Raw genomic sequence first — 26,470 nt, 5'->3', positions numbered from 1 at the left:
CGGCACCTGTGCTCAGGCGAGCCGATAAGCCTTGCGCGCTGTTTCGGCAAAGAGCCACTGCTTCTCCGCCTCGCTGTAAGGTCGCGCAATCCGCTTGAATGCATTCCAGATGGCGCGATAATCACCCCCAAGACGCTCCACGGGGAAATTGCTTTCGAACATGCACCGTGCCGGGCCAAACAGATCAATGCACTGGTGAAAATAGGGCGCCCAAATATCCGCAAGCGCTGCGGAACGGGGCTGCGCCTCAGCCTCTTCGGGCTTTGTCGCCGCCAACCCGACCAGCGGCATGGCAAAGCCGCCGAGCTTGACGAAGACATTGGGGCATTCTGCCAAGATGCTCATTCCTTGCTGCCATGCCGCAGTGACGTCTGCACTCCGGCCAGAATAGGGCCCGACCGAAAGTGGGAGACCTGCATGGTTGAGGATGATCGACACGTCCGGAAAGGCGGCGGCAAGTTTCGCTAGATCCGGCAGTTGCGGGTGAAAAACGAGCGCATCGAAGACGAGGCTTTTACGGGACAGGGAGGCGAAGCCCGCGCGAAAGCTCGCATCCTCCATAATGTCAGGACCAACTTCATAACCCGGCAAAACCACCTCAGGAGAAGCATCCCAGGCGAGGATCTGGCGAATGCCCCGGAAGCGGCCTTTTCCTTCGCTGAGATGCGCGTCGAGCACAGGTTCAATCTCCACCCCCAATCGGAGATCCGCATAGCCGATGATCCCCGCGCAGACATCGGCAGCCGTCAGTGCGGCGGCTCGCTCGTGCTGTTCCGCTACGAATCGGGTTTCACCGACGGGCTGAAGCGCTGCGGGCGCATGAGCAAAATAGGATGAGCGGCATTGCACGAAGACCGTCGCGGCGATTCGGTGTCCGCTATTGAGGTCCCTGGCCAGCTCGTCAGCGAGGTATCGGTGGTCCGGCCGGTCCCAGAGATGGTGATGAGGATCGATAATCTCCCGTTCCGGCTCTAAAACTGGCTCGATTTCAACCGCCATACTGTTTGCTCCTGCTGCATTTCCCGCCGCCCCGCCTCGTTTGGGGGGAGCGTCACCTCGATTCCTGTCGCGGGCGAGATTGACAGAAGGATAGCCACGCCCTTACAGTTCGCGCAACGTAAATAACGTTCGCGAGCAGCGAATGACTATGGTCGAAGGCCGTCCAAAGCGCTTCCTGCAATCGCTCAATCACTCCATCGACATCTTGGAGCTCATCGCGATGTCGCCGGGCGCATTGGGCGTGAGCGAGATCGCAGTGCGCCTCGGGTTGAGCAAGGCAGGGGTGCACGCCATCCTCGCCAATCTGGAGGCGCGAAATTACGTGATGCGACAGAAGGGCACGGCTGCTTATGCTGTGGGAAGGCGCCTCTGGGAGATCGGTCAGCGTGCTGGCGAGCGGTTCAATATCAGCTCGCTGGCGCATGACACGCTGGTGCTGTTGACCGAGCAGTCCGATGAAAACAGCCACGTCGCCCATTACCATTCACCGGGCGAAGTGATCTTCGACCATCGGATCCATTGCCGACATTTGGTTCAGGTGGTCGTCCCGGTGGGCGGGCGCGCACCGGCCGCCACCACTGCGCTCGGTCTCGTATTGCTCGCTCATCAGCCTCAGTCCGAACTCGAGCGGCTACGTGAATTGCCTCTCCCCGCATTGACCGCCCGTTCCATCGTATCGCATGAGGCGCTGGCGCGAGAGCTCGAGCGGGTCCGTCAAAATGGCTATGCGCTCGCCGATGGCACCCATGACGAGGAGATCATCGCCATCGCCGCGCCGATCCGCGATTCCGCCGGCAACGTCGTCGCCGCGCTGGGGGCCTATGGACCGAAATACCGCTTCGGGATCGAGCGGGCACGCGCCTGTATCCCGCTCGTCATCACCGCCGCCGCGACCGTTTCCGCCAAGCTGGGCTACCAAGCACCAGCGCCGGAAGAGGCTGCGTGATTTACAATTGCCGGGGGCAAAACATGCGACATACCTCCCCATCCCCTGACCAGCCGCCCGATGCCGCCATGTTCAAGGCGTGTCTTGCGCAGATTGCGGCCAGTGTCGTCATCGCCACCACCATTGACAGCGCGGGCGAGCGGTGGGGCTTCACGGCGACATCGTTCTCGGCCGTATCGCTCGAACCACCTTTGGTGCTGGTTTGCCTCGCTCACAGCGCACAATGCTACCCGGCCTTCCGGAACGCACCGCATTTCGCCATCAGCATCCTCACGCGAGAGCATCAGGAGGTTGCTCAGCGCTTCGCGTCGCGAGGCGCGGATAAGTTCGCAAGCGGCGACTTCAGGCCCGGCCTGCATGAGATGCCTATCCTGAGTGCTGCCGGCGCCTATCTCGTGTGCTCGACCCACCAGCGAATGACCGTCGGGGATCATGACATTCTCATAGGCCAAGTCCTCAGCGCGGGCCTACCAGCAGAGGCCCATAGCGAGGTCCTCCTCTACCATCGCCGCCAATTTCACATGTTCGGGCGCACGCCCAAGGCATGACGAATGCGCAATAGCACTCCAGCTTCGGAGGACGCCGTGTCCGCCAAAATGCACCTGATGCAGATGTTCATGTTCAATGCGAGCACCCATACGCTGAATGCGTGGATGGATGCGAATGACGGCCAGGTGGGCGGTCTGACCTCCTTTGCATACTGGAAGGACATGGCGCGCACCCTCGAACGGGGCTGTTTTGACGGCGTGTTCTTCGCAGATGTCTCCGTGGTACACGACGTCTATGCAGGCAATGCGAATACCTGCATCGAGTATGGCGTATCGTGGCCAAGTCAGGATCCGATGCCGCTGGTGGCGGTCATGGCGGATACTACTGAACATCTCGGCTTCGGCGTTACCCTCTCGACATCCGCGACTCCGCCCTACCTCGCCGTGCGACGGCTCTCGACGCTAGACAATCTGAGCGGCGGGCGCGTGGGCTGGAACATCGTGACCGGCGTCAGCCCGGCTGAATATCGGGCGAACGGGCTCGCGCACATGCCGCATGACGAACGGTATGACTATGCCGATGAGTATATGGAGGTCTGCTACAAGCTGTGGCAGGCGGTGCCGTCCGAAGCTATCCTGATCGACAAGGAGACGGGGCGCTTCGCGGACCCCAGCAAGATCACCACCGTCATTCACAACGGAAAATATCTGCGATGCCACGCCGCGCCGCCCACCTTCCCTTCGGCGCAAGGGCGTCCCGTGCTCTTTCAGGCGGGATCGTCCGGCCGCGGCATGCAGTTTGCGGTAAAGCATGCGGAGGTGGTCTTCTCCATTCAGCCGCATCAGCCAGCGATGCAGCGTTTCATGGAGCAAATCACCCAAACGGCTGAACGCGAGGGATGCCCGCAGCCGAAAGTGTTGTTCGGCGTCCAGCCCATCATCGGCGGCACCGAGGAGGAAGCCAGGCGCAAGGCCCAGCAGATGCTGGAGCGTATCCCGGTGGAAGCCATCCTCGCCCGCTTGTCTGGGATATTCGGCGAGGACCTCAGCGTGTTCGATCCGGACCGGCCGATCGAGGACATCAAGACGCAAGCTTCGCGAGGCCTCGTCGCGGCCATGTCGGCCTTGGAGGATGGCAAGCCCGCCACGTTACGTGAAGTGGCATCGCGCTGGGCGCTCTCGGTTGGCATTCCGCAGATCACCGGCACGCCTGAACAGGTTGCCGATCACCTGGAGATGCTATGGCACAAGACAGGCTGCTATGGCTTCAATATCAGTCCGACCGCTGCGCCAGCATGCGTGACGGATTTCGTGGATACGGTCGTTCCGCTGCTCCAGAAACGCGGGCTCTTCAGAACCGAGTACAGCGGACGCACCTTCCGCGAGAACCTCATGGCCAGCTGACAATACGGCCTGATAACAACCGGTGCATGGCTTTCATATCTAACGGGAGGATATCACGTGTTTCGCAGGAAGCTTAAAGCAGGGATCGGCCTGGCTGCCGTCTTCGCATTGTGCGCGCCAGCGGCTGCGGGGGCCAAAGATGCGCTGCGGGTCGGTGCCGTTGAATCGCTGACCGGGCCGGTTGCCACGGCAGGCATCCCCAATGGCTGCGGCCTTCAGATCGCCGCCGACTACATCAACGAACACGGCGTGATGTCGAAATACGACCTGGAGCTAGTCATAGAGGATGACCAGAGCAAGCCCGCGGTTGCCGCCCAAGCGGCATCCAAGCTGACGGGCGACGACATCACTTTGTTCGTGGGCGGAACATCCACCTCGACCGTGCTGGCGCAGCTGCCGATTTTGAAGGATGCCGGCGCATTCTATACGGGCGGCACGACAAAGGCGGACCAGGTCTTCGATTCCGATGCCCTCGTCATACGATTGAACAGCAACGCCGCTCAGGACGGCGCCGTGATCGCCGACTATGTGGCCAAAACGCTTGGCGCGAAGAAGATCGCCTTCGTGGCCCTGCAAGGTGCCTATGCGGATGGCGTGCTCAAGTCGATCAGCATGGCACTGCCTGCCGAGAGCAAGATTGTCGATCCGTTCATCGTGCCTGCCGATACCACTAACTTCCAGTCGGTGATCACCAGTCTGGCGGCCAGTGATTTCGACGCGGTCATCCTTGGCACGTTCGGTCAAACTCAGACTGTCGCCTTCCTGCGTCAGTACAAACAGGCTGGTGTTCAAAAGCCGCTGGTGATGGGATCGGGCCTGCTCTTCCCGGGCGTTGCCAAAGCGGCGGGGGGTGCTGCGGAAGGCGTTGTGTCGGCTGACCTGTGGACCGACGCGATCGCTAATCCGGCGAATGACGTCCTCAAGGCCGCATTTGAGAAATACAAGGACAAACACGCCCTGTGCAAAGACCTGCCTCTCGACAAGCAGATCGCCATCACCTTTTCGCAGGTGCTGCTGCTCGCACAAGCGATCGAGAAGAGCGACTCGGTCGACCCGGAGACGCTGCGCAAAACCGTCATGGAAACGGAATGGGAGCTGCCGCAGGGCAAGGTGCAGTTCGATGAGCGTGGCCAAGCGAAGGTGACCTATACGCTCATCGTCGCCAAAGGCGACACCACCGTTCCGTTGAAGTAGATCGAGTCCTGGGGCATGAACACGAGCCTGTTCTTCGGGCAGGTCGTAACCGGCCTCGTGGCCGGGGCCGGCTATGCAGTGGTGGCGGTCGGCCTGAGCTATACGCTCGGGCTTGCCCGCGTGATGAACTTCGCGTTCGGCACCTTCTACATGCTAGCGGCCTTTGCGATCCTGGTGGCAATGAACCAGCTCGGGCTTGGCTATGCACTGGCCTGCATTGCCGCGGTGGTCGTGATCACCCTCGTCGCGCTGGTGTTCAGCCGCATCGTGTTGCTTCCGGCCATGCGCATTTCCGAGCCATCGGTGATGATTGCCTCGCTGGGGGCCGGGGTGGTTCTGACCTCGCTCGCGCAGTGGCTGTTTGGAGCGGATGTTTCCTATATCGATAGTCCGCTGCTCAACAGAACCTATCATCTGGGGGTTGCCAGCTTCACGCAGCAGGCAGTTGCCACTCTGATCGCGGCACCGGTGATCGCGTTTGGCTTGAACCTGTTCATGCAGCGCTCCCTCCTCGGGCAGCGCATCCGGGCCGTGGCGGAATCACCTGAGCTTGCCGCGGCGACAGGATTGCGCACCACTTCCCTGCAGGCAGTGGCGGCGACGATCGGCATCGCGCTCGCAGCAGTCGCTGCCACAATTTACGCCCCGACTGGGGTGGTGTCGGTGTTCATGGGTGATGAGATCCTGCTCAAGGCCTTCACCATCGCGGCGATTGCCGGTGTGGGCCGGATCTGGGGCGCCGTGATCATGGGGTTTGCCATCGGCGTCTTCGAGGCGCTGGTCGGCGGGTTTATCAGTTCGGCCTATTCGACAGCCGCCATCTATCTGCTGCTCATTGGCACGCTGATCATCTTCCCAAGGGGGATTTTCAGTGGACATTAAACCTCTGCCCTTTGCGATTATCCTAGCGGTGCTGGCCGGCCTGCTCTGGATAGCGGCTCTGTGGCTGCCGACATCGCTCGCCACGCTGTTGCAGGCGACATGCATCATCGCGGCCCTTGGGCTATCGTTCCAGGTTGTGTTCACGCTGCTCGGCGAACTCAGCCTCGGTCATTCGGCGCTGTTCGGCGCTGGCGCCTATACCTATGGATATCTCGTGCTCCAGGGCGTCTCGCCCTTTGCCGCGCTGGTGGCGGCCTGCGTTGTCGGCGGGGCGACGGGCCTTGTCGTGTCCTCCGCCACTGCCAGGCTGGGCGGTGCCTATTTCGCTGTGGTCACCTATGCGCTGGCGAGCGTGATCGCTGTCATCGTATCGTCAACGGACGCGTTGGGCCACTCGGAAGGCCTCATTGGCATCGTCAGTTTCGACTTCATCGATTTCGGGCCGCGACGGGTCACACAGACCCTCATCGTCGGCGGTAGCCTGCTCATCGTGCTGGTGGCTTTCTATGCGCTATGGCGCTCGCGCTTCGGCAGCATGCTCGAGACCGTCCGCAGCGATGCCAATCTCGCTGCCGCGATCGGGCTCAATGTCCCGATGGCAACCATGGTGGCCACCACCATTTCGGGCGTGATGGCCGGTTTCATCGGGGCCGTCTATGCGCAGAATGCCCGGTTCGTCGGACCGGACGTATTCCATCTCTATTATATCGTCACGCCCCTGGCCGCCGTGGTCATCGGCGGCGGGCGCTCTTTGTTCGGTGCCCTGCTCGGGGCGATCGTGGCGGTGACATTGCCGATGAGCATGTCGTTCAGCCCGATCCTGAACCAGGTCATCAGCGGCAGCCTGATGGCGGTGTTCGCCATCCTTTTCCCCGGTGGCATCGCCGCCTTGCTAGCTCGGGTCTTCCGCTGCAAAGCCGTGGCCGCAGACGTGGCCGCGCTCGATCCGGCGGCGCTGCCCAAGATCAGGAGCAATATCCCAGCTGGCGAGAACGTCCTCGAGGCAAGTGACATTTCAGTGGCTTATGCCGGGGTGAGGGCAGTGGACCATGTCTCTCTGCGACTGCGGGCCGGTGAAATTCTCGGGCTGATCGGCGCCAATGGTGCGGGCAAGTCGTCGCTGGTCAATGCCATTGCGGGCCGTGTCAAGGCGGCCGGCGGGACCATCATAAGTGACAAGAGCCCGTTCAGCGGAAAGCCCGCCTATGCACGGGCCCGGCAGGGCCTTGCGCGCACTTTTCAGGACAATGCCGTTGTCGAAAGCTTGTCAGTCAATCAGATGCTCGATCTTGCCAGCAGTCGAGGCCGTTATCTGGCGAGCCCTGAGGGACTTAATCACGATGAGCGGCGGCAGCTCGTGGCAGCCTGCGGCCTGAGAGAGGTTGCGGATCTCCGCATCGGAGAGCTCAGCTACATGCATCGGCGCCTGGCCGCACTCGCTATCGCTCTGGCGGCCAAACCCACGGTGCTGTTCCTCGATGAAGCGACCGCCGGCCTGACGGCGGAGGAACGCAGTGCCGTAGGCGCCTTGGTGAAAGCTGTGGCGCGCCAATGGAACGTAGCGGTGCTGGTGATCGAGCACGATGTCGAGTTCGTTGCCAGCATCAGTGACCGGATCATGGTGATGGCGGAAGGAAAAATGCTCACCGAGGGTAAGGCCGAAACCGTGCTGCACGACCCGCATGTGGTGGCCTCCTATCTGGGAAGCGAGTGGAATGCTGCTGAAGCTGTCTGACATTTGGGTCCGGTACGGGCACATTTCGGCGGTGTGCGGCGTCTCGCTCGAGGTTGCCCCTGGAGAGGTCGTTTCGGTGATCGGTCCGAACGGCGCCGGCAAGACGAGCTTGCTCGCGGGCATCATGGGACTGGCGCCGCAGACCGGCAGCATCGTGCTCGACGGCGTCGCGCTCGAGCGCCGGAACAGTTCGGCACGCTCAGCGGCAGGTATCGGCTATGTGCCGACTGGCCGCGGCGTCTTCGGCACGCTGAGCGTGAAAGAGAACATCGCTGTTGCATGCAGGGGCGATTTCAAGAGGACCTGGGATCGGCTGACCGGATGGTTTCCCATCCTCGCGGGCAAAGCCGACGCCCTTGCCAGCCAGCTTTCCGGTGGGCAGCGGCAGATGGTGAGCATCGCCCGGGCGATGGCATCCGCGCCGAAGGTGCTGTTGCTGGACGAGGTCTCGATGGGACTATCGCCTATCGCCATCGGGCAGGTGCGGGAGGTCGTGGGCATTCTTGCCAGGGAGGGCGTCAGTATCGTGCTGGCTGAGCAAAATGCCTCACTGGCCATGGCGGTGAGCGATCGCTGCATGGTGCTGGTCCGCGGCGAGACCCGACTTGCTGGCACACCCGGCGAGCTGCGCAATCGGCCGGAAGTTGAGGCGCTCTATCTAGGTCGGTCGATCTAAACACGGGGAAGCAGGTGCCGGGCATGGCCGGTTTCGAGTTCGACTACGTCATTATCGGCTCAGGCGCGGCAGGTGCGGTGATCGCAAGCCGGTTATCGGAGGATCCCAGCGCGCAGGTGCTGCTCCTGGAGGCAGGCCCCGCCGCTCGAAGCCCGTTCTTTCGTATTCCCGGGCTCGGATTCTTGGTGAGCAGCAATGCCGCAAATCATTGGGGCTTCACGACCGAGCCGATTGCTGAGTTGGACAACAGACAGCTCGGCTGGCTGCAAGGCCGCGTGCTCGGCGGCTCCAGCAGCATCAACGGCATGATTTACACCCGTGGCCATAGCAGCAATTACGATCGCTGGGCAGCACAGGGCTGCACCGGTTGGAGCTTTGCCGAGCTGCTGCCATATTTCCGAAAGGCCGAAGCCAATCTGCGCGGTGCCGATACTTGGCACGGGGCCGATGGGCCTTTAAAGATCGAGCCGTCGCGCAGCCGCTTGGGCGTTTACGATGCCTTTCTCGCCGCGGTAGCAACGGCGGGCCATGCCGTGGTCGACGATCTGAACGCTGATGTGGCCGCCGGGTTCGGGCGCTACGATACCAATACGTGGAAAGGCCGGCGGATGAGCATCGCCGAGGCCTATCTGCGGCCCTCGATGCAACGTCCCAATCTCACCGTTTGGACGGAAAGTGAAGCGCTCAAGATCATCGTGGAGGGCGCGCGCGCGCGCGGGGTTCTGGTGGAGCGCGCGGGTGAACTCGTCGAGCTACGCTGCCGGCGCGAAGTGGTGCTTTCGGGTGGGGCGATCAAGTCACCTCACCTGCTGATGCTCTCCGGAATAGGGCCGGCAGACGAACTACGCCGCCACGGCATTCCGGTGATCATCGACAATCCCGCCGTCGGCGCGAACCTACAGAACCATCCCTCGTTCCGCCTGCAGTATTCGTGCAGTAAACCTGTGTCAGCGGCACTGCATCTCACCCCCCTTTCTGGTGCCCGCGCGCTGATCGACTATGCCATCTCCCGACGAGGCGTGCTCGGTGACAGCATTTTCGGCGCCGGGGGGTTCCTGTGCAGCGAGCCCGGTCTCGATATCGCTGATATTCAAGTGGTGATGGCGGGCGCGCTCATGCCCAGCCCGGCCAAGCCGAACCCGGGCTTTCGGGACATGCTGCCGAGAGAGCACGGCTTTTCGCTTATCGTCTATCAGGGCACGCCTTACAGCCGCGGCCGGGTCCGGTTGCGATCGGCGTCACCCAAGGACAAACCCATCATTGAAGCCGGCTATTTCAATGATCCGCGCGACCTGCCCATCCTGCTCAAGGGCATTCAGCGCGTGCGCGACATCGTGCGGCAAAAGCCAATGGCCGAAATCGTCCGGGCCGAGCTGCATCCGGCCCATGCCAGGAATGACGCGGAGCTTGCCACCGAGATCCGGCGCAGTACCGTCACCTCTTTCCATCAGAGTGGCACCTGCAGGATGGGAGGTGACGACGCAGTGCTTGATCCGGCGCTTCGGGTTCGCGGCATTGACGGCCTCCGGGTGGCGGATGCATCGGTGATGCCGGTCATGCCGAATGCTGCGCTTCATGCGCCGACGATCATGATTGGCGAAAAGGCGGCAAGCCTCATTTCCGGGAGGATCTGACATCGTGCGGGCAAATGCACTCAAGGCAAAATGGCAGCGTGGCGAAGTGGTGCGTAATGGTTGGCTCACGGTGTCGGCGCCTTATCTCGCCGAATTTATGGGGCATCAGGGGTTCGACTCGCTGACCATCGACCTGCAGCACGGCATGATTGGCATCGAAGGGGCGATCGCCATGCTGCAGGCGATCTCGGCCACGCCTGCCATACCGCTCGCCCGGGTCCAGAAGAGTGATCCGGCGCTCGTGATGCATCTGCTGGATGCGGGTGCCTATGGCATCATCTGCCCGAGCCTCTCGACAGTCGAAGAGGTTGAGGAGTTCGTGTCGTCCTGCCGCTATCCTCCGGTCGGGCAGAGATCGTTCGGTCCGGCACGCGGCGTATTGTATGGCGGCAGTGACTATGCAGCGCGGGCTGACGCCGAAATCCTCGCGATCGCGATGATCGAGACACGTGCAGCGGTGGAGAATATCGAAGCGATCATGTCGGTTCCGGAGCTCGATGGCGTCTATGTCGGCCCCTTCGATCTTGCCTATTCGCTGGGCACAGTGCCAAGCCTCGATCCGCAAGAGAACGAGGCGGCCGCAGCTCTCAAGCGGATCGCCCAAGTCGCTCGACAGCACGGCAAATTCGTCGGTACCCATGCGCCGCAAGCGACCATCATGGCGGCACGGCTCAAGGAAGGATACAACATGCTCACGCCCGGCAATGAGCTGAACCTGCTGGGCGCTGCCGCAAGGGCGGCATTGGCGCAGATAGACGCCGGCGGAACCGCTCGCACTTAGCGCGACAGCCTATCATCCCGCAAACGAGCTCTGGTGCGTGCCGGGAGAGCGGACTGCTGGGCCTTTGACGCCGGGCAGAGTAGCTAGCTCCGCGAGGGATGAAGACGTCGCGGGCCCGACGACCTCATAGCCAAATTTCGGATCGAGATTTTCCTCGACAATGCGCCGCAGGATCGCGAGCTGCTCGGCGTCGAAATCCTCGAGATAGCCGTGCACTTTGCCGCGCCGCACCTTGAAGGATGAGGGATCGGAAGGATCCGTCGGCCTGAGACCGGAGCTCTCGTAATAATGGGCCCGCTCGAGCCGCTGCAGGTTTTCGAAGGCGCAGAACTCAACCGCATCGCGGATCTCTTCTGCGGAAAATCTCTCACCGAGGAAATACATGACGCGGGCAAGCTCTGTCTCGGGCTCGCCGCGGATCTCCTCGTATTTCGCCAGCATCATGCCGGGATAGGTCTCAACCGCCCGCAGCCATTGGTTCTGATAGGCGATGATCGTGTGAATGCCAAAGCCCGGCTCGGTTGCAAATTCGAAGAGTGTCTTGCCTTTGGTGAGATCTTCCAGGCGATTGGACCCGCGCCGGGTCACCTGATGATATTGCGAGACAACGACATCGACGGGGTGCCGCGCGAGGAATAGCACCTTCTTGCCGCGATACATGCTCTTGTCGGGATTGAGCATGGCGACGCCGGCCAGCGGCAGACAGTCGTGATAGAAGAACATGTTCGGAATGCGCAGGTGATGGCGGTGAATATCGCCCTCGCCCATCAGCATGCCATCGCGCAGGCCATATCGCACCTGGTAGAGCCGCGTCAGCATCGCCCTGAGCCAAGTGCGGCCTGCCTTTGGGAAAGAGGCGACCACAAAATCTGCCTCGCGGATCCGCTTCTTCTCGGTCAGAACATGCCTGAAGTTCGTACGCGCCTTTTTTGACGTGGCCAGCTTGGGGACTAGACTCCAGGTGCGACGCATTGGCCAGACATCTCTCTTTGCAAATGAAGAAGATGATCACAGTCACAGCGCTATGGTGTGTTTCTAACACTGCGGTGTTGCGATCGGCAATCATCGCAATACGGAATATTGTCGGTTTGTGTGCAGAGTTTGGCGGCGTGACATGAAAGCCATATGGAGGATAAGCTGACAGATATCGTCTCGCCGACTGGCTGAGCCCTACGACTTTTCAGTACGCTCACAGATCGAGATGCGCAGAGGAATGGCCCAAAGCGGATCCTTTTCTGCAACACTGCTCATCTGTTGAGATGATCCCTCTTTCTCTCTACTATCCCGATCAAGGTAAAAGCCTGCCCACCGCTTGGGTCGGACGGGCGCCGGAGGGGGATAGGGAAAGCGGATGTTGAACAGCAGCTTGCGGAATATCAGCCTTGATGACGCGCTTGACCAGGCGGAACGCCGCTATCGCGACAGCAACCCGAAAAGCGCCGAGCGCCATGAGGCCGCGGCACGGACCATGCCCGGCGGCAATACCCGCACGGTTTTGCATTATACGCCCTTCCCCGTGGCAATCGTACGGGGCGAGGGCGCCAGGATCACCGACCTCGACGGCCATACCTATACGGACTTCCTGAGCGAATATACCGCCGGCCTCTATGGTCATTCGAATGAGGTCATCGCGGCTGCGGTCCGCGAGGCCTTGGCGAATGGCGTGGTTCTCGGCGGCCCCAATGCCTATGAGGCGCAGCTTGCAAAGCTGCTATGTGACCGCTTCCCCTCATGCGACAAGGTGCGCTTCTGCAATTCAGGCACAGAAGCCAATGTCAACGCGATCGGCCTGGCCAGGGCGGTGACGGGACGCAGCGACGTCATGATCTTCGCCAGTGCCTATCATGGTGGTGTGCTGAGCTTTTCCGGCGGCGGCTCGCCGATGAACGTGCCGTTCCCGTTCATGACCGCCACCTATAATGATGTGGAGGGCACCCGCGCCCTGCTGCGCGAGCACGGGCAGCGGCTGGCAGCGGTCATTCTCGAGCCGATGATGGGATCCGGCGGGGCGATCCCGGCGACCCTCGAATTCCTCACGATGCTGCGGGAAGAAACGGAAGCGCGCGGCATTGCTCTGATTTTCGATGAGGTGATGACCTCGCGACTCTCACCCGGCGGCCTGCAAGCCAAGACCGGTGTCATTCCCGATCTCACGAGCTTCGGGAAATATGTGGGCGGCGGCCTGACCTTCGGCGCGTTTGGCGGCAAGGACCGCTTCATGGAGCGGTTGAACCCGTTCCGTGGAGATGCACTCACCCATTCCGGCACCTACAACAACAATGTGCTGACGATGGCGGCGGGGCTGGCGGGCTTGTCGCAAGTCTACACCGCCGATGTGGCCGAGGCGTTTACCGCGCGCGGCGAGCGCCTGAAAGCATCCCTCAACGAGGTGGCCGGAAAGCGCGGCGTGCCCGTGCAGGTGACGGGCATCGGCACCATCCTGTGCGTTCATTTCACGGATAAGCCGATCAAGTCTCCGGCCGACGTGCCGCCGGTTGATCCCAAGCTGCGCGCCTTGTTCCATCTGGAGATGATGGAACGTGGCTACTACATGGCGCGCCGCGGGTTCATCAGCCTCTCGCTTCCCTTGACCGATGCGGACTATGAGGGCTTCGTTGCCGCCTTCGACGATGTGATCACGCTCGTGCAGCCCTATTTCACGGAATGACCTGGGGAGTGATCGGCGGACGCGCCACATGCGGCTAAGGCGGTGATTTTGCTGGATGCGCTTTGCATCCGTGCGACAATCGAACAAGATTGCGTCGAAGCAGGACAACCAGCGATGCCTGCTCGCCGGAGAAACGCCCAATGCTGTTTGCGCCCAAGACCGATCTTGAAACGCATATTGTTTCGAACCAGCCGCCCGAGCTTGTGGACCGGAACCTGTTTACGTCTGACCCGGTGTTCCGGTCTGCTGCGCTGCGCGAGGGTGGGGATTGGCTAGAGCAGCCACTCTCAGCGCTTGGCCGCAAGGCCGGGTCGGAAGAGGTGTTGAACTGGGGCGTCGCGGCCAACCGCTTTCCGCCGGAGCTGCGCGCCTTCGATCGCTTCGGGCGGCGTATCGATGAGGTGAGCTTCCATCCCGCCTATCACGCGCTCATGGACCTCGCCATGGCGCATCGGATCCATGACATCGCATGGACGGCGAACCGGCCGGGCGGGCACGTGGCGCATATGGCGCTGCTGGCCCTGTTCACCCAGGCTGAAGCGGGCGTGATGTGCCCGATCAACATGACCTATGCGAGCGTGCCGGCGCTGCGACGTGAGCCGGAGATCACCGCAGCCTGGACAGACAGGCTGCTGGGCGGCTCGTATGATCCCGATCTGCGGCCGATTTCGGAGAAGAGCGGCATCACCATCGGGATGGCGATGACCGAGAAACAGGGCGGCAGCGATGTCCGGGCCAATGAGACACGCGCCTATCCGATCGAGGCGCATGGGCGAGCCTTCTCGCTCTATGGCCACAAGTGGTTCTGCTCGGCACCAATGAGCGATGGCTTCCTGACCTTGGCGCAGACGGAGAATGGCCTGAGCTGCTTTCTGGTGCCGCGCATCACGCCGGATGGTGAGCGCAACGGCATCCAGCTCATGCGCCTCAAGGACAAGCTCGGCAATCGGTCCAATGCATCGGCTGAGATCGAGTATCATGAGGCCTATGCAGAGCTGCTGGGCGAGGAAGGCCAGGGCGTCAAAGTGATCATCGACATGGTGCATCACACGCGGCTTGGCACTGTCGGCAGCACCCTCGGGATCATGCGAATGGCCTTCGCCCAGGCTCTGCATCATGTGCAGCACCGGCGTGCATTTCAGAAACATCTGATCGATCAGCCGGCCATGCGCGCGGTGATCGCCGACCTCGCCTTGGATTATGAGGCGGCCGTGCTTCTGGCCATGCGCACTGCCCGCAGTTTCGATGCAGCCGACGAGGAGGGTCGCGCCTTTGCCCGCCTGTCGGTCGCATTGGCCAAGTTTCTGCTCACGAAGCGCAATCCGAACTTCGTCTATGAATGCATGGAATGCCTGGGGGGCATTGGATATATCGAGGAGGGGCCGATGCCCCGGCTCTATCGCGAGGCGCCGGTCAATGCGATCTGGGAAGGATCGGGCAATGTGATCGCGCTCGACATCTTGAGGACATTGGCGCGGGAGCCGGCCGCGGGCCAGGCCTATATGAGCGAGATCGCCAAGGCACGCGGCGGCAATCGATATCTCGATCATTCAGCCGACGAGCTGGCCGGCCGGCTCGGCAAGGGCAGCGTTGCAGAGGGCGATGCCCGGGCCATTGCCGAGCAGCTTGCCCTGGTGCTCCAAGCCGCGCTGATGGTGCGGCACGCGCCGCCGCCGGTGGCCGATAGTTTCTGTGCAGGGCGCTTGGGTCCCGACCGGCATCTCTGCTATGGCGCCAATGCCGGTCTGATCGATGGGCATGCCATCATCCTTCGTCATATGGCCTGACAGGGGTCAGGCGCCGAAGCGCGGCTCCGGCACGCCGCTGATGCCGAGATCGTAGATTGCAAACAGGCTGCCGCGGAGCACGCCATCGCCGGGAAAGCGCGGCAGCGGCGGTTTGGCCATGCTGGTGATGTAGAGGATGTCGAGCTTTGGACCGCCAAACATGCAGCTCGTTACCTTCTTGACCGGCATTTCGATGACACGCTCGATCCTGCCTTCGGGATCATAGCGGATCACCTTGCCGTCATAGACCTGGGCGTTCCAGAGACAGCCCTCGGCATCGACGGTTGAGCCATCGGCAGCCCCTCCGCGCGAGGTGTCAATCTTGGTGAAGGTGCGCCGGTTCGCGACATTGCCGGTGGCGAGGTCGTAATCATAGGCCCAGATCTCGCCGGACCAGGAATCGGCGAAATAGAAGGTGCGGCCATCCGGGCTCCAGCATGGACCATTGGAGACGATGATGCCGTCGTCGAGCTTATGGAGGGAGAAATCCGGATCCAGCCGGTAGAGAGCGCCATTTGGCCCTTCCTCCTGGGTGTCCATGGAGCCGCAGACAAAGCGGCCATGCTTGTCCACCTTGCCGTCATTCAGCCGGTTGTTGTCCTTGCCCGGCTCGGGATCGGTGATCAGATGTACATCGCCAGTGGTGAAATCGAGCAAATGAAACCCGTTGGCGAGCGCCACCACGGCGCCATTGCCATCCTTGCGCAAGGCCATTGAGCCGATCTTCTCCGGCACATCCCAGGCGCGGATCTCGCGGCCGTCGAAGGTTGAGCGGAACACGCGGCCATCGAAGCTGTCGATCCAGTAGAGGCGTTCCTGCTCGGGATCCCAGAGCGGTCCTTCACCAAGCGTGGTCTTCACATCGGCGACGACTTCAATGCGCATTCCTTGTCCTCCCATCGGTAATGTCAGCCCGCGAAACGATGCTCGGGCCGGCCGCGCACGCCCAGACCATAGACCGCGAAGAGGCAGCCCGCCTCGCGCTCGCGATGATATTCATTGCCCATCGGCCGCGCCATCGAGGTGACATAGGCGATATCTAGGTTAGGACCGCCAAAGGTGATACTGGTGGCCGATTGCACGGGGAGGCCGACAATCCGATCGACCACGCCATTGGGGTCGAAACGGATCAGCCGGCCGGAATAGACCTCGACGCTCCACAGAAACCCTTCAGCATCAACCGTCGCGCCATCCGGCAAGCCGCGCAACTTGTCGAACGTGGTGAAGACGCGGCGGGATGTGACAGCGCCGGTCTCGAGATCATACCCATAGGCATAGATGGTGCGGATGGTGGTGTCGGCGAAATAGAGAGTGTCGCCGTCGGGGCTCCAGCAAGGGCCGTTCGAACAGATGATGCCGTCATCCAGCACGTGCAGCGACAGGTCGGGATCGAGCCGGAACAGCTTGCCCACGGGGGCTTGTTCCTGAAAGTCCATCGACCCGCAGATGAAACGCCCGTAAGGGTCGACCTTGCCGTCATTGAGGCGCGGACGCAGCTCACCGGGATGGGTCTCGTTGATGCGGGTGACCTCGCCGCTTTCAAAATCAAGGAAATGAAACCCCGATTTGAGTGCGAGGAGAGCACCGCGCCCGTCCTTCCGCAAGGCGAGCGATCCGATCGGCTCAGGCAGGCTCCAGCGCTTGCGGTCGCCCCCGCCCGGGTCCATGCGGTAGACTGCCGGACCATAGCTGTCGATCCAATAAAGGCGCTCATGGCCGACATCCCATAGCGGGCCTTCACCGAGGCTGTCGCGCTGGTCCCCAAGCTGTTCGATGCGGATCATGGATGGGCTTCCCGTCAGGTGCCGATATCGGTTGCGGCCTTGCGCTTGTGGGCGGCAAGCGCCATGAGGCGGCGGTCGCGCCAGACCTGCCGCTCATGCAGATCTGCCGAGGGCAGCACCTGGCGGCGCTCGCTTTCGATCTGGTCGAGCACGGGGCCAAGCCAGTCCGCCCGCCGCTGCATCTGATTGAAGAGGTTTTGATATAGGCCGTTATAGCGCTCCACGTAATCGCGAACGCCGCCGGGGGCGTTGAGATCGATGGTCTCGAACGGGCCCATGAATGACCAGCGCAGCGCCAACCCCTCGCGAATGCCGATATCGACATCCTCAACCGAGGCATAGCCATCGGCCACCAGGCGGAAGGCCTCTTCGAGAAGCGCACCTTGCAGCCGGTTCATGACAAAGCCATCAAGCTCGCGCTTCATGACGATCGGCGCCTGGCCGGCGGAGACGAGTAGCGCGCGGGTCTGTTCCACGACCTCAGGATCCGTCCAGGGGGAGGGTACGATCTCCGCGGCGGGGATCAGATAGGGCGGGTTGATGGGGTGAACCACCAAGCAGCGGTGACGGCCGGGCAGCGATTCGGTGAAGGATGATGGCAGCAGGGCCGAGGTCGAACTGGCGACGACCGCGGTCTTCGGGGCGAGGCGGTCGAGCTCAGCAAATACGGCTTGCTTCACCTCGAGACGTTCCGGCGTGTTCTCCTGGATATGATCGGCCCCAGCGAGCGCCGTCTCGATCTGGTCGGTTACCGAAATGCGGGCGAGCAGCTCTTCCGGCGCAGAGCCGTTGAGCAGATTATTGGCGGCAAGGTCGGGCAGGACCGAGGTGATGTAGTCTACGGCCTGGGCTGCGGCGCCCGCTGCTGTGTCCCACAGAACGACGGAATGACCGGCGCGGGCGAAGGTGATCGCCCAGGCGCGACCGATCAGACCTGTGCCGATGATGGTGATATTGGGCATGACGGGGCCTCACAAAGTTTCGACATTGCCGTCGACACCGATCGACTGCCCGGAAATATTGCGACCTGCATCGGAGAGAAGAAAGGCCGTCATTGCGGCCACGTCCTGCGCGGTCACCATGCGGCGCAGGGAAACCCGCTCGAGATATTTCGCCTCCATTTCCGCATAGGGGATGCCGAGCTGCTGGGCTCTCGCACGGATGACGCCCTCCATGCGGGGGCCCTCGACGATGCCAGGCAGGAGCGCGTTCACCCGGATATTCTGCGGTCCGAGCTCCTTGGCGAGGCTTTGGGTGAAGCCGATGACACCGAATTTCGCAGCCGAATAGGGGGTGCGATAGGCATAGCCGTGGCGCCCGGCGGCGGAGGACATGTTCACGATGGAGCCGCCGCCTGCAGCGAGAAGCATGGGAACGGCAAGCCGCGCGCAGAGGAACTGGCCAACAAGGCAGATCTCGATGCAGCGGCGCCAATCGGCGGGATCGAGCTCATCCACCCGTCCGGTAGGACCGGCGATGCCCGCGTTGTTGATGAGGGCGTCGAGACCCCCGAGCCCTTTGTTCACGGCATCGAACATGCGATCGACGTCTGCCTCGCTGGACACATCCGCCTTGATGCGGCCTGCATTGGGAAAGCGCGATGCGAATGCGTCGAGTGCTTGATCCGAGACGTCGCAGACAAACACCCGGGCGCCGTGGCTGATCAAACGTTCCGCGATCGCAAGGCCTATACCGCCTGCCCCGGCCGTGATCAGCACACGCTGGCCCGCAATACCGTGACCGAGATCTGTTTCAACCATCGTTCATCCTTCCAACCACAATCAGGCGCGCTTCTCACGCAGCGCTATGACCGCGCCCAGCACCACGAGGCCGTATATGATCGCGCGGGTCGCATAGGGGAGATTGCTGCCGGCCAGCAGCGTCTGAAGCGCGGTCAGCAGCAGCACGCCGCCGAGCATGCCGAGATAATGGCCGCGCCCGCCGGTGATGAGGGCGCCTCCGACGACGACCACGGCGATCGAGGGCAGCAGGTATTCATCGCCCATGCCAAGGCTGGCCTGGCCGGAAAAGCCGGTGAGCATCGCGCCCACCAGACCTGCGCAGAAGGCGGAGAGCACATAGACCCCGATGAGGGTGCGGTCGACCGCTATACCGGAGAGCCGCGCGACACGAAGCCCGTTGCCAATGCCATAGATGCGACGTCCGAAGGGTGTTCGCGAGAGCAGCAGCACTGCAAGTGTCGCGAAGATCACAAGGAACAGCACCACCGGTGTTACAAAGCCGCCAAGCCGCGCGGTCATGAACCCGCGCAGCAGGGGCGACGAGAAGCCGGCCGGTGTGCCACCGGAATAGAGCAGCGCGATGCCCTGGAGAATGCCGTTGGTGGCGAGGGTCATCACGATTGGTGAGAGACCAAGCACGACGATGCCGATGCCATTCACCAGCCCGATAAAGCAGGCGATGAGCAGGACGAGGGGCAGGGCATAGATCAGCGCGGCGTCCGACCCTTGCACCATGCCGGCAAGCAGGATGCCGCACAGGCCAATGGTCCAGGGAAGCGACAGATCAAGCCCGCCGGTGAGAATGACGGCGCCCTGTCCCAGGGCGAGCACGGCGAGAAAGCTCGACAGAACGAAGAGGGAGTTCCAGTAGCTCCAGCTGAAGGCTGCCCGTCCGAGCCAGATCTCGGTCGCGAGAATGATTAGGGCGAGACAGATATAGGCGGGCAGCGCGAATTTCAGTGTCTCGGCATGGCGCGTCCAGAAGGAAGGCTTTAAGGGCGTATCACGGGGGGCATTTGCCGCGGCAGGCATTGATAGGCGCTTGTCGTCGCGGCCAAGCTGGTGGGGCAGGGTGCCCGCACGCCAGGCGGCAAAGCGCTGGGCGGCACCGCGCAGGTGCTTTGCTAAGACGGAGTCCCGGCTCACCGAGGCGGCGAGCACGGCGAGGATCAGGATCAATCCTTCGGCGATGGTCGAGTAATAGGCCGAGACGTTCAGCACGAGGAGAATGTTCACCACGATCATCAGGATATAGGCGCCGAAGATCGAGCCGATGGCGCTTCCCTGGCCACCACCGAGCCTCGTTCCCCCGACGACCACCGCGGCAAAGACCGAGAGCAGCATCGGGTTGCCGACGAGCGGGTCGCCTGATCCGGTCTGCGCGCTGATGAACACGCCGGCCAGACCATAGAAGGCGCCGGCCAGAACATAGGTGGCAAAGAGCACGAGGCGGATGGAAACGCCGGCCGAGCGCGCCGCTTCGGCGTCACTGCCAATGGCATAGAGCGCCGTGCCATAGCGCGTGCGCCTAATCCAGAGCCAGAACAGGATCACGACCCCGAGCAGCACGAGGGGCATGGGCAGCCAGTTCGGGATGGCATCGCCCATATAGAAGCCGCCAAGACTGGGCGAGACGAAGCCGCCGGGCTTGTCCATGACCAGAAGTGTAATGCCCTGGAGGATGAACATGGTCGACAAGGTCACCACGATCGGCTGCAGCCGCAGGAAGGCGATGAAGAAGCCGTTGAATGCACCGGTCGCCATGCCGACGGCGATCCCGACCAAGGTCCACCAGGCCACTGACGCTTCGGGCGCGGTCATGTCCATGCTGGAGGCGAGCACGACATTGACCAGAGAGATCACAGCTCCCGCGGAGAGGTCGAAGCCCCCGGAGAGGACGACGAAGGTCTGGCCGACCGCAGCCAGCGCCAGGGTTGCGCCACCGCTTGCAAGGAAACTCACGTCGAAATAGGTGAGCGGTCCGGCATTGATCCAGTCGACCGCGATGAACAGGGCAATGAAGACCGCAATCGCCGTGACGAGCCCGCGATGGCGCTTGACATGTTCGAGCCACGGCATCGGCTGAGACTGATGGCGGCCGAGACCGGCGGCGTGCGATGTTTCCACGCTCATGGAACGAGGCCCGCTTGTGCGACAGCACCGCGTGCCGGTGCGCTCGCCTGATTGGCTGCCGGTATTGTGCCGCCCAAAGCCGGGCGCATGATCGCTTGTTCCGTCAGCTGGTCGCCAGCGACCTCGGCGACGATACGTCCGCCATAGAGCACGAGCACGCGATCACAGAGATGAACGAGCTCCGGTGCCTCGGTCGAATGGAACAGAATGGAGCCTCCGGCGGATACGAAGTTGCGCATCAGGATGTAAAGCTCATGCTTGGTGCCGACGTCGATGCCGCGGGTGGGGTCAAAGAGAAGCAGGATACGGCTTTCCGCCAGCAGCCATTTGGCGATGGCGATCTTCTGCTGGTTGCCTCCCGAGAAGGATTTCACCGATGTCCATAGGGCGCGTCGATCAACCTCGACCGCATCGAACACCTTCTCCACGGCCGCCGTTTCACGAGCCGTATCGATCAAGCCGGCCTGGCTGAAGCGGTCGATGACCGGCAGGCTCGCATTGTGGCGCCCGTTGAGCTTGAGAAAGAGGGCCTCCGTCTTGCGATCCTCGGGCACGAGGCCGATGCCAATGCTGCTGCGGATCGCGTCCTGCGGAGAGGCGATCGTCACGGGCTTGCCGTCGACCCGCAGGGTGCCGGAGTGAATGTCGGCCATGCCGAAACAGGCAAGAAACAGGTCCTGCTGCCCCATGCCTTGCAGGCCCGCGATGCCGAGGATCTCGCCACGCCGGAGCGAGAAGTTGATACCTGCGAGCTTCTCCCCGGCGGAGAGATTGCTGGCGCCCAGCACTTCCGGTGCGGGTGTGGCAGGTTGCGGCGGACGGGCAGGGAAGGTCTGCGCAAGGGAGCGCCCGACGATCATCTCGATCACGTCTTCTTCGCGATAATCGGCAGCGGGCCCTGTCGTGATGTGACGGCCATTGCGCAGAATGGTCAGGTGATCGCAGAAGGCGCGCACCTCGCGCATGCGATGCGAGATGAACACAATCGTGGTGCCCTGGGCCTTGAGCCTGGCGATGATCTCGCCCAGCCAGTCGACGTCCTTGCCTGCAAGGGATGAGGTGGGCTCATCGAGCAAGAGGATGCGCGGCTTCCGCGAGATCGCCCGCGCAATCTCGATCTTTTGCTGAAGGGCAAGGTCGAGCCCACCTGTCTCGCGCCAGAGTTCAACCGTGATGCCGAGTTCCGCCAATTGCGCCTGCACCTTTTCGCGGGCAGATCGCCTGCGGATCATGCCGGTAACGCCTTGCGGCGCGTAGGGCAGGAGCATGTTGTCGAGCACGGTGAGATCGGGTACCAGCGTCATTTCCTGGAACGCGGTCTGGATGCCGTGTTCATGGGCCGTGCGCGGGGATTTGAGCCGGACAGTCGGCCCGAAAATATTGAAATGTCCGCTGTCAGGCTCGATCAAGCCGGAGAGCAGCTTGACCAGGGTGGATTTTCCCGCGCCATTTTCACCGAGCAGAGCATGAACCGTGCCCGGCTCGATGTCGAAGCTGACATCAGCGAGCGCCACCGTCGGCCCGTAGGCCTTGGTGACATTCTCGACAGAAACAGCCGGCTGCACTCGCGCGGACATCGGCACTTGCTCTCCAGGTCGTTTCGATAAGCCTCGCGGCCGGCAGGCTCGCCTAGCAGGTCTTTGCAGGTTGCCTGCCGGAGGGCTTACTCCTCGGGCTGTCCGACTAGGGCGGCGTTCAGGCCAACCTCAGGGGTTTCCTCGGAAAAGATCGAGGCGAACCAGCCGGGATTGGCGACGATGGATGGTTGGAAGGCGTTGCAGCCCTCCTTCATCTCCTGCCAGGTGCCGACCTTGCAGAGCTTGATGGTCTCATTGGTCACCAGCGGCAATGGCAGAGTGGTCTTTTTCGGGATTTCCTTGCCTTCGAGCGCTTGGACGGCAAGCTTCAGAGCAAGCGCGCCGGAATAAGGCGGGGACGCATAGGAAATGCGCGGCGCATTCATTGGGGCGTAGGGCGAGGAGGCGCCTTCGACCTCGGTGTCGGCCGGAAGCATCTGCACGCGTCCACCATTGGATCCTTCGCCGGCGCAGGGCAGCAGCTGGTCGGGCTTGCGGCCCGCTTCAAGCTGCATGGCATTGGCCGTGTAGCAGCCGACCTGCATCCAAAGGCCGTCGATCGAGTCCCAATTGTGGGTGGCGAGGATCTTCGAAAGCTCAGTGCGGGCGACCGCCTGGCTCCACATGCCCACAGCCTCGGCCACGATCTTGATGTCGGGATGCTTCGCAAAAACCTCCTTGGCGGCCTTGGTGCGCAGCGTATCGACGGAGGTTCCGGGCACGCCAGTGATCAGCACGATATTGCCCTTGCCGCCGAGCTTTTCCGCCAGCCATTCAGCGGTTTTGCGACCCGCCTCTTCCTGATCGATCGTAACGTTGTAGGCGCAGGGCTCGGTGATCTCGGCGTCATAGGCGAAGATCTTCACGCCCTTGTCGCAGGCGTTCTTGACGACCTGGTTCAGAGCGGTGGGCGAGATCGGGTAAACGACGATGGCCTTGGCGCCCGCCTGAACCATGGCATTGATCTGCTGGATCTGCCGCTGTGCATTGGGGCCGGCAACCTGGATCTGCAGGTCGATCTTATCGGCCATGCTCGGATGGGCCGCCATGGCTTTGACCATGTTCGCGGCCTCTGCCTGCCAGTCATTGCCGATATAGCTCATGCTCAGGAAGACCTTGTGCTTCTCCTGAGCCTGCAGGCCCGCGGCCGTGGCCAAAACCAATGCGCTCGCAAATGCAGTGCGCAGAAACGCCTTCCCAAGCATGTCGTCCCTCCAAACCGTTTCTCGTTTTTTATGATCATAGATCATAGATCAAATTCGGTGCAAGGGGGCTTGCGCCGGGCTATAAGCTTTGCGAGAAGCGAAGGTGGTCGAGGCCCAAATGTCCGAGGAAACGCTGCTCAAGTCCGATTTTCAGGTGGTCCCCCTCAGCAGGGATACGCTGCAGGAGCGAGTGTATCGGCAGGTTTCAGACCTCATCCTCGATGGACAGATCGCACCGGGGCAATTGGTGACGATCCAAAGCCTGGCCGACAGTTTCAAAGTGAGCGCAACGCCGGTCCGTGAGGCTCTGAAGCGTTTGGCGGCAGCTGGCGCGCTCACGCTGGTGACTGGGCGGGCGATGGGCATCCCGCGGCTCAGCCTCGACAAGCTGACGGATTTGAAGCGGGTCCGTGAAGAGGTCGAAGGCGTGGCGGTCGAATGGGCCGCGCGGAACCGAACCAGTGCCGATCTCGCGGAGCTGGAGCGGCTGGATGCGCGGCTGGAAAAGGCGGTCGCGCAGAATGACATCTCGGCCTATCTGCGCTCGAACCGCGCCTTTCATTTCGCCAGCTACAGGGCATCGCAATCCCCCACTCTGGTGGCGATGATCGAGACGCTCTGGCTCCAGATCAGCCCCTATTTCAACCTGCTGCGGGAATCGAACAATTACGCATCGTCGAATGAGCAGCACCGGGCGCTGTTCCTCGCCATCAAGATGCAGGATTCGGTGGCCGCGAAGGCTGCTCTGCGCGCCGATATCGAAGGCGCCTACGCCATTCTCTCCCATATGCTGCAGGGCTGAGACCGGGCCGGACCGGGCCCGGAAATTTGACCTCGGCGCATTGAGACGCTAACATTGTTGGAGTGGTCCTGGATAATTCCAGAGACCAGCCAGCCTTATTTGCGCGATCCCGGCCTCTTTCGAGCCAAATCCCAACTGGATCGTCACAATCGGAACCATTTGGCGTCGCCAGATCTTCTGTGATCGACGGGGCCCGTCCGCTTAAACTCGTCCATTTTTCTTTTTGTGCAGGAGGTTCAGCAGGAATGTGCGGTATATGTGGCGAAATAAGCTTCGACAATCGGCCCATACCGCTCACCTCCCTCGACAAAATGACCGCCGCGCTGGAACGGCGCGGGCCTGATTCACAAGGCGTGATTGCGCGCGGACGCTGGGGGCTAGGTCACCGCAGGCTGCAGATCATCGATCTCTCGCCACGCTCCGAGCAGCCGATGACGGATCCCGATCTCGGCCTCAGCATCGTGTTCAATGGCTGCATCTACAATTATCGCGAGCTGCGCGAAGAGCTCGAGGGCAAGGGCTATCAGTTCTTCTCGCGCGGCGACACCGAGGTGGTGTTGAAGGCCTATCATGCCTGGGGCGAGCGTTTCGCTGAACGGCTGACGGGCATGTTCGCGATCGCCATCATCGAGCGCGAAAGCGGGCGGCTGGTGCTGGCGCGCGACCGGCTGGGCATCAAGCCGTTGTACTTTGCCGAAACCGGTGATGGGTTGCGGTTCGCCTCTTCCCTGCCGGCCCTGCTTGCCGCGGACCGGAAGGCGATCGATGCCACCATCGATCCGGCCGCGTTTCAGTTCTACATGAGTTTTCATGCGGTGGTGCCCGCGCCCTATACAATCCTCAAGGGTGTGCGCAAGCTGCCAGCGGCGACCGTGCGCATGATCGAGCCCGATGGCGCCTCGCACGATCTCACCTATTGGACGCTGTCCTTCGAACGCTCGGCGGCGGATGTGGAGCGGCCGGCGGAGGAGTGGCGGGAGATGCTGACGGCCTCGCTCAAGGAAGCGGTGCGCCGGCGGATGATTGCCGATGTGCCGGTTGGGGTGCTGCTGTCCGGTGGGGTTGATTCGAGCCTGATCGTCGGACTTCTCGACCGTCTCGGGCAGAGCGGGCTCAAGACCTTTTCCATAGGTTTCGAGGCGGCCAATGAAGAATCGGGAGATGAGTTCGTCTATTCCGACCTGATCGCCAAGCATTTCGGCACGGATCACACGAAGATCTTCGTGCCCTCAGACCGGTTGCTCTCGGCCCTGCCGGCGACCATCAAGGCCATGTCCGAACCCATGGTCTCCTATGACAATGTCGCCTTCTACATGCTGTCACAGGAAGTGGCTAAGCACGTGCGGGTTGTGCAGAGCGGGCAAGGGGCGGATGAGGTGTTCGGGGGATATCACTGGTATCCACCGCTGGCCAATTCCAACGCGCCGGTCGATGACTATGCCAGGGCGTTTTTCGACCGCGATCACGCGACCTTCGCCCGTCATGTCGCGCCTGCCCTCGTCAATGGTGATGTGGCGCGCAGCTTCGTTGAGGAGCATTTCGCAATACCGGGTGCCACTGACGCCGTGGACAAGGCGTTGCGTCTCGATACGACCGTCATGCTGGTCGATGATCCGGTGAAGCGCGTCGACAACATGACCATGGCGGCCGGGCTTGAGGCGCGTGTGCCGTTTCTCGATCATGAGCTGGTGGAGCTGGCGGCGCGTATCCCCAGTGGTCAAAAGCTCAGGGATGGCGGCAAGGGCATCCTCAAGGACGTGGCTCGCACGGTCATTCCTTCCGAGGTGATCGACCGGCCCAAGGGCTATTTCCCGGTTCCGGCTCTGAAATATTTGGACGGTCCCTACCTCAACCTCGCGCGAGAGGCGCTTACCTCCGATGCCGCCCGGCAACGGGGCCTGTTCCGCGAGGATTACCTGAAGGCTTTGTTCGAGAATCCGAAGGGGCACATCACGCCGCTGCGTGGATCGGAACTGTGGCAGGCCGCGTTGCTCGAATTGTGGCTGCAAGCCAACGCCATCTGACAAAGAGTG

22 protein-coding genes are annotated in these 26,470 nt (G+C 62.1%); 13 read left to right on the top strand and 9 right to left on the bottom strand.

The features are described from left to right. Positions 1–12: 12 nt before the first annotated feature. Entirely contained in the window at positions 13–999 is a 987-nt protein-coding gene (locus RCF49_RS11940; RefSeq protein WP_342640107.1) for an amidohydrolase family protein, read from the bottom strand. 142 nt (positions 1,000–1,141) lie between these two features. On the opposite strand from RCF49_RS11940, the gene RCF49_RS11935 reads away from it, so the two are divergent. From RCF49_RS11935 to RCF49_RS11895, 9 genes are read left to right on the top strand one after another with little or no spacing between them, the layout of a single operon-like run. Then, the gene (locus RCF49_RS11935) at positions 1,142–1,945 is read left to right on the top strand and encodes an IclR family transcriptional regulator (protein WP_342640106.1); all 804 of its coding nucleotides are present in this window, start codon (positions 1,142–1,144) and stop codon (positions 1,943–1,945) included. 23 nt (positions 1,946–1,968) lie between these two features. Next, positions 1,969–2,493: a flavin reductase family protein gene (locus RCF49_RS11930; protein ID WP_342640105.1), complete on the top strand. Its 525-nt coding sequence runs from the start codon at positions 1,969–1,971 to the stop codon at positions 2,491–2,493. Positions 2,494–2,529: 36 nt separating this feature from the next. Next, positions 2,530–3,837, top strand: a complete 1,308-nt coding sequence (locus tag RCF49_RS11925; RefSeq protein WP_342640104.1) for an NtaA/DmoA family FMN-dependent monooxygenase — start codon at positions 2,530–2,532, stop codon at positions 3,835–3,837. Between the two features lie 57 nt (positions 3,838–3,894). Beyond that, positions 3,895–5,031, top strand: coding sequence for an ABC transporter substrate-binding protein (locus tag RCF49_RS11920; RefSeq protein ID WP_342640103.1), 1,137 nt, complete (start codon positions 3,895–3,897; stop codon positions 5,029–5,031). A 15-nt stretch (positions 5,032–5,046) separates the two neighbouring features. After that, entirely contained in the window at positions 5,047–5,913 is an 867-nt protein-coding gene (locus RCF49_RS11915; RefSeq protein WP_342640102.1) for a branched-chain amino acid ABC transporter permease, read from the top strand. Then, entirely contained in the window at positions 5,903–7,648 is a 1,746-nt protein-coding gene (locus RCF49_RS11910) for a branched-chain amino acid ABC transporter ATP-binding protein/permease (RefSeq protein WP_342640101.1), read from the top strand. Before RCF49_RS11915 ends, RCF49_RS11910 begins: the two co-directional genes overlap by 11 nt. Beyond that, complete coding sequence (locus tag RCF49_RS11905; protein WP_342640100.1) at positions 7,629–8,324, top strand: ABC transporter ATP-binding protein; 696 nt, start codon at positions 7,629–7,631, stop codon at positions 8,322–8,324. The genes RCF49_RS11910 and RCF49_RS11905 overlap by 20 nt, the downstream gene beginning before the upstream one ends. Before the next feature lie 23 nt (positions 8,325–8,347). Then, a complete protein-coding gene (locus RCF49_RS11900; protein ID WP_342640099.1) occupies positions 8,348–9,958 on the top strand; it encodes a GMC family oxidoreductase in 1,611 nt (536 codons plus the stop codon). 4 nt (positions 9,959–9,962) lie between these two features. Further along, a complete protein-coding gene (locus RCF49_RS11895; RefSeq protein WP_342640098.1) occupies positions 9,963–10,739 on the top strand; it encodes an HpcH/HpaI aldolase family protein in 777 nt (258 codons plus the stop codon). 12 nt (positions 10,740–10,751) lie between these two features. Here RCF49_RS11895 and RCF49_RS11890 read toward each other — a convergent pair whose 3' ends face one another. Further along, on the bottom strand, positions 10,752–11,711 hold the full coding sequence (locus RCF49_RS11890) for a sulfotransferase domain-containing protein (RefSeq protein ID WP_342640097.1): 960 nt from the start codon (positions 11,709–11,711) through the stop codon (positions 10,752–10,754). 379 nt (positions 11,712–12,090) lie between these two features. Here RCF49_RS11890 and RCF49_RS11885 point away from each other — a divergent pair, with 379 nt between their 5' ends. Continuing rightward, positions 12,091–13,407 carry an aspartate aminotransferase family protein gene (locus RCF49_RS11885; RefSeq protein WP_342640096.1) on the top strand — a complete coding sequence of 439 codons (1,317 nt, stop codon included), beginning with the start codon at positions 12,091–12,093 and terminating at the stop codon, positions 13,405–13,407. A gap of 140 nt (positions 13,408–13,547) precedes the next feature. Beyond that, positions 13,548–15,194: an acyl-CoA dehydrogenase family protein gene (locus RCF49_RS11880; RefSeq protein ID WP_342640095.1), complete on the top strand. Its 1,647-nt coding sequence runs from the start codon at positions 13,548–13,550 to the stop codon at positions 15,192–15,194. Between the two features lie 6 nt (positions 15,195–15,200). Here the strand turns inward: RCF49_RS11880 and RCF49_RS11875 are convergent, their stop codons facing one another. The 7 genes from RCF49_RS11875 to RCF49_RS11845 all read right to left on the bottom strand — a co-directional run bounded on the left by RCF49_RS11875 (position 15,201) and on the right by RCF49_RS11845 (position 23,635). Then, entirely contained in the window at positions 15,201–16,079 is an 879-nt protein-coding gene (locus RCF49_RS11875) for an SMP-30/gluconolactonase/LRE family protein (protein ID WP_342640094.1), read from the bottom strand. Positions 16,080–16,102: 23 nt separating this feature from the next. Beyond that, a complete protein-coding gene (locus RCF49_RS11870) occupies positions 16,103–16,978 on the bottom strand; it encodes an SMP-30/gluconolactonase/LRE family protein (protein ID WP_342640093.1) in 876 nt (291 codons plus the stop codon). 14 nt (positions 16,979–16,992) lie between these two features. Then, positions 16,993–17,940, bottom strand: coding sequence for a 3-hydroxyacyl-CoA dehydrogenase (locus RCF49_RS11865; protein ID WP_342640092.1), 948 nt, complete (start codon positions 17,938–17,940; stop codon positions 16,993–16,995). Positions 17,941–17,949: 9 nt separating this feature from the next. Then, the gene (locus tag RCF49_RS11860; protein ID WP_342640091.1) at positions 17,950–18,738 is read right to left on the bottom strand and encodes an SDR family oxidoreductase; all 789 of its coding nucleotides are present in this window, start codon (positions 18,736–18,738) and stop codon (positions 17,950–17,952) included. 21 nt (positions 18,739–18,759) lie between these two features. Then, entirely contained in the window at positions 18,760–20,853 is a 2,094-nt protein-coding gene (locus RCF49_RS11855; protein WP_342640090.1) for an ABC transporter permease, read from the bottom strand. Further along, complete coding sequence (locus RCF49_RS11850; protein WP_342640089.1) at positions 20,850–22,430, bottom strand: sugar ABC transporter ATP-binding protein; 1,581 nt, start codon at positions 22,428–22,430, stop codon at positions 20,850–20,852. Before RCF49_RS11850 ends, RCF49_RS11855 begins: the two co-directional genes overlap by 4 nt. Positions 22,431–22,516: 86 nt before the next feature. Further along, positions 22,517–23,635, bottom strand: coding sequence for a sugar ABC transporter substrate-binding protein (locus RCF49_RS11845; RefSeq protein WP_342640088.1), 1,119 nt, complete (start codon positions 23,633–23,635; stop codon positions 22,517–22,519). A gap of 118 nt (positions 23,636–23,753) precedes the next feature. Between RCF49_RS11845 and RCF49_RS11840 the strand changes: the two genes are divergently transcribed. Together RCF49_RS11840 and RCF49_RS11835 are read left to right on the top strand one after the other, a co-directional pair. Then, on the top strand, positions 23,754–24,437 hold the full coding sequence (locus RCF49_RS11840; protein ID WP_342640087.1) for a GntR family transcriptional regulator: 684 nt from the start codon (positions 23,754–23,756) through the stop codon (positions 24,435–24,437). A gap of 245 nt (positions 24,438–24,682) precedes the next feature. Further along, entirely contained in the window at positions 24,683–26,461 is a 1,779-nt protein-coding gene (locus RCF49_RS11835) for an N-acetylglutaminylglutamine amidotransferase (RefSeq protein ID WP_342640086.1), read from the top strand. The last annotated feature ends 9 nt before the right edge of the window (positions 26,462–26,470 follow it).

It is taken from the genome of Rhodoligotrophos sp. CJ14, assembly GCF_038811545.1.
Classification (GTDB): domain Bacteria; phylum Pseudomonadota; class Alphaproteobacteria; order Rhizobiales; family Im1; genus Rhodoligotrophos; species Rhodoligotrophos ferricapiens.
This window is presented reverse-complemented; position numbering and strand designations above follow the sequence as displayed.

Coding starts and splice junctions, on each gene's coding strand:
- RCF49_RS11940 (WP_342640107.1), bottom strand. CDS start 999: ATGGCGGTTGAAATCGAGCCAGTTTTAGAGCCGGAACGGGAGATTATC.
- RCF49_RS11935 (WP_342640106.1), top strand. CDS start 1,142: ATGACTATGGTCGAAGGCCGTCCAAAGCGCTTCCTGCAATCGCTCAAT.
- RCF49_RS11930 (WP_342640105.1), top strand. CDS start 1,969: ATGCGACATACCTCCCCATCCCCTGACCAGCCGCCCGATGCCGCCATG.
- RCF49_RS11915 (WP_342640102.1), top strand. CDS start 5,047: ATGAACACGAGCCTGTTCTTCGGGCAGGTCGTAACCGGCCTCGTGGCC.
- RCF49_RS11905 (WP_342640100.1), top strand. CDS start 7,629: ATGCTGCTGAAGCTGTCTGACATTTGGGTCCGGTACGGGCACATTTCG.
- RCF49_RS11900 (WP_342640099.1), top strand. CDS start 8,348: ATGGCCGGTTTCGAGTTCGACTACGTCATTATCGGCTCAGGCGCGGCA.
- RCF49_RS11890 (WP_342640097.1), bottom strand. CDS start 11,711: ATGCGTCGCACCTGGAGTCTAGTCCCCAAGCTGGCCACGTCAAAAAAG.
- RCF49_RS11885 (WP_342640096.1), top strand. CDS start 12,091: ATGTTGAACAGCAGCTTGCGGAATATCAGCCTTGATGACGCGCTTGAC.
- RCF49_RS11880 (WP_342640095.1), top strand. CDS start 13,548: ATGCTGTTTGCGCCCAAGACCGATCTTGAAACGCATATTGTTTCGAAC.
- RCF49_RS11875 (WP_342640094.1), bottom strand. CDS start 16,079: ATGCGCATTGAAGTCGTCGCCGATGTGAAGACCACGCTTGGTGAAGGA.
- RCF49_RS11870 (WP_342640093.1), bottom strand. CDS start 16,978: ATGATCCGCATCGAACAGCTTGGGGACCAGCGCGACAGCCTCGGTGAA.
- RCF49_RS11865 (WP_342640092.1), bottom strand. CDS start 17,940: ATGCCCAATATCACCATCATCGGCACAGGTCTGATCGGTCGCGCCTGG.
- RCF49_RS11860 (WP_342640091.1), bottom strand. CDS start 18,738: ATGGTTGAAACAGATCTCGGTCACGGTATTGCGGGCCAGCGTGTGCTG.
- RCF49_RS11855 (WP_342640090.1), bottom strand. CDS start 20,853: ATGAGCGTGGAAACATCGCACGCCGCCGGTCTCGGCCGCCATCAGTCT.
- RCF49_RS11850 (WP_342640089.1), bottom strand. CDS start 22,430: ATGTCCGCGCGAGTGCAGCCGGCTGTTTCTGTCGAGAATGTCACCAAG.
- RCF49_RS11845 (WP_342640088.1), bottom strand. CDS start 23,635: ATGCTTGGGAAGGCGTTTCTGCGCACTGCATTTGCGAGCGCATTGGTT.
- RCF49_RS11840 (WP_342640087.1), top strand. CDS start 23,754: ATGTCCGAGGAAACGCTGCTCAAGTCCGATTTTCAGGTGGTCCCCCTC.
- RCF49_RS11835 (WP_342640086.1), top strand. CDS start 24,683: ATGTGCGGTATATGTGGCGAAATAAGCTTCGACAATCGGCCCATACCG.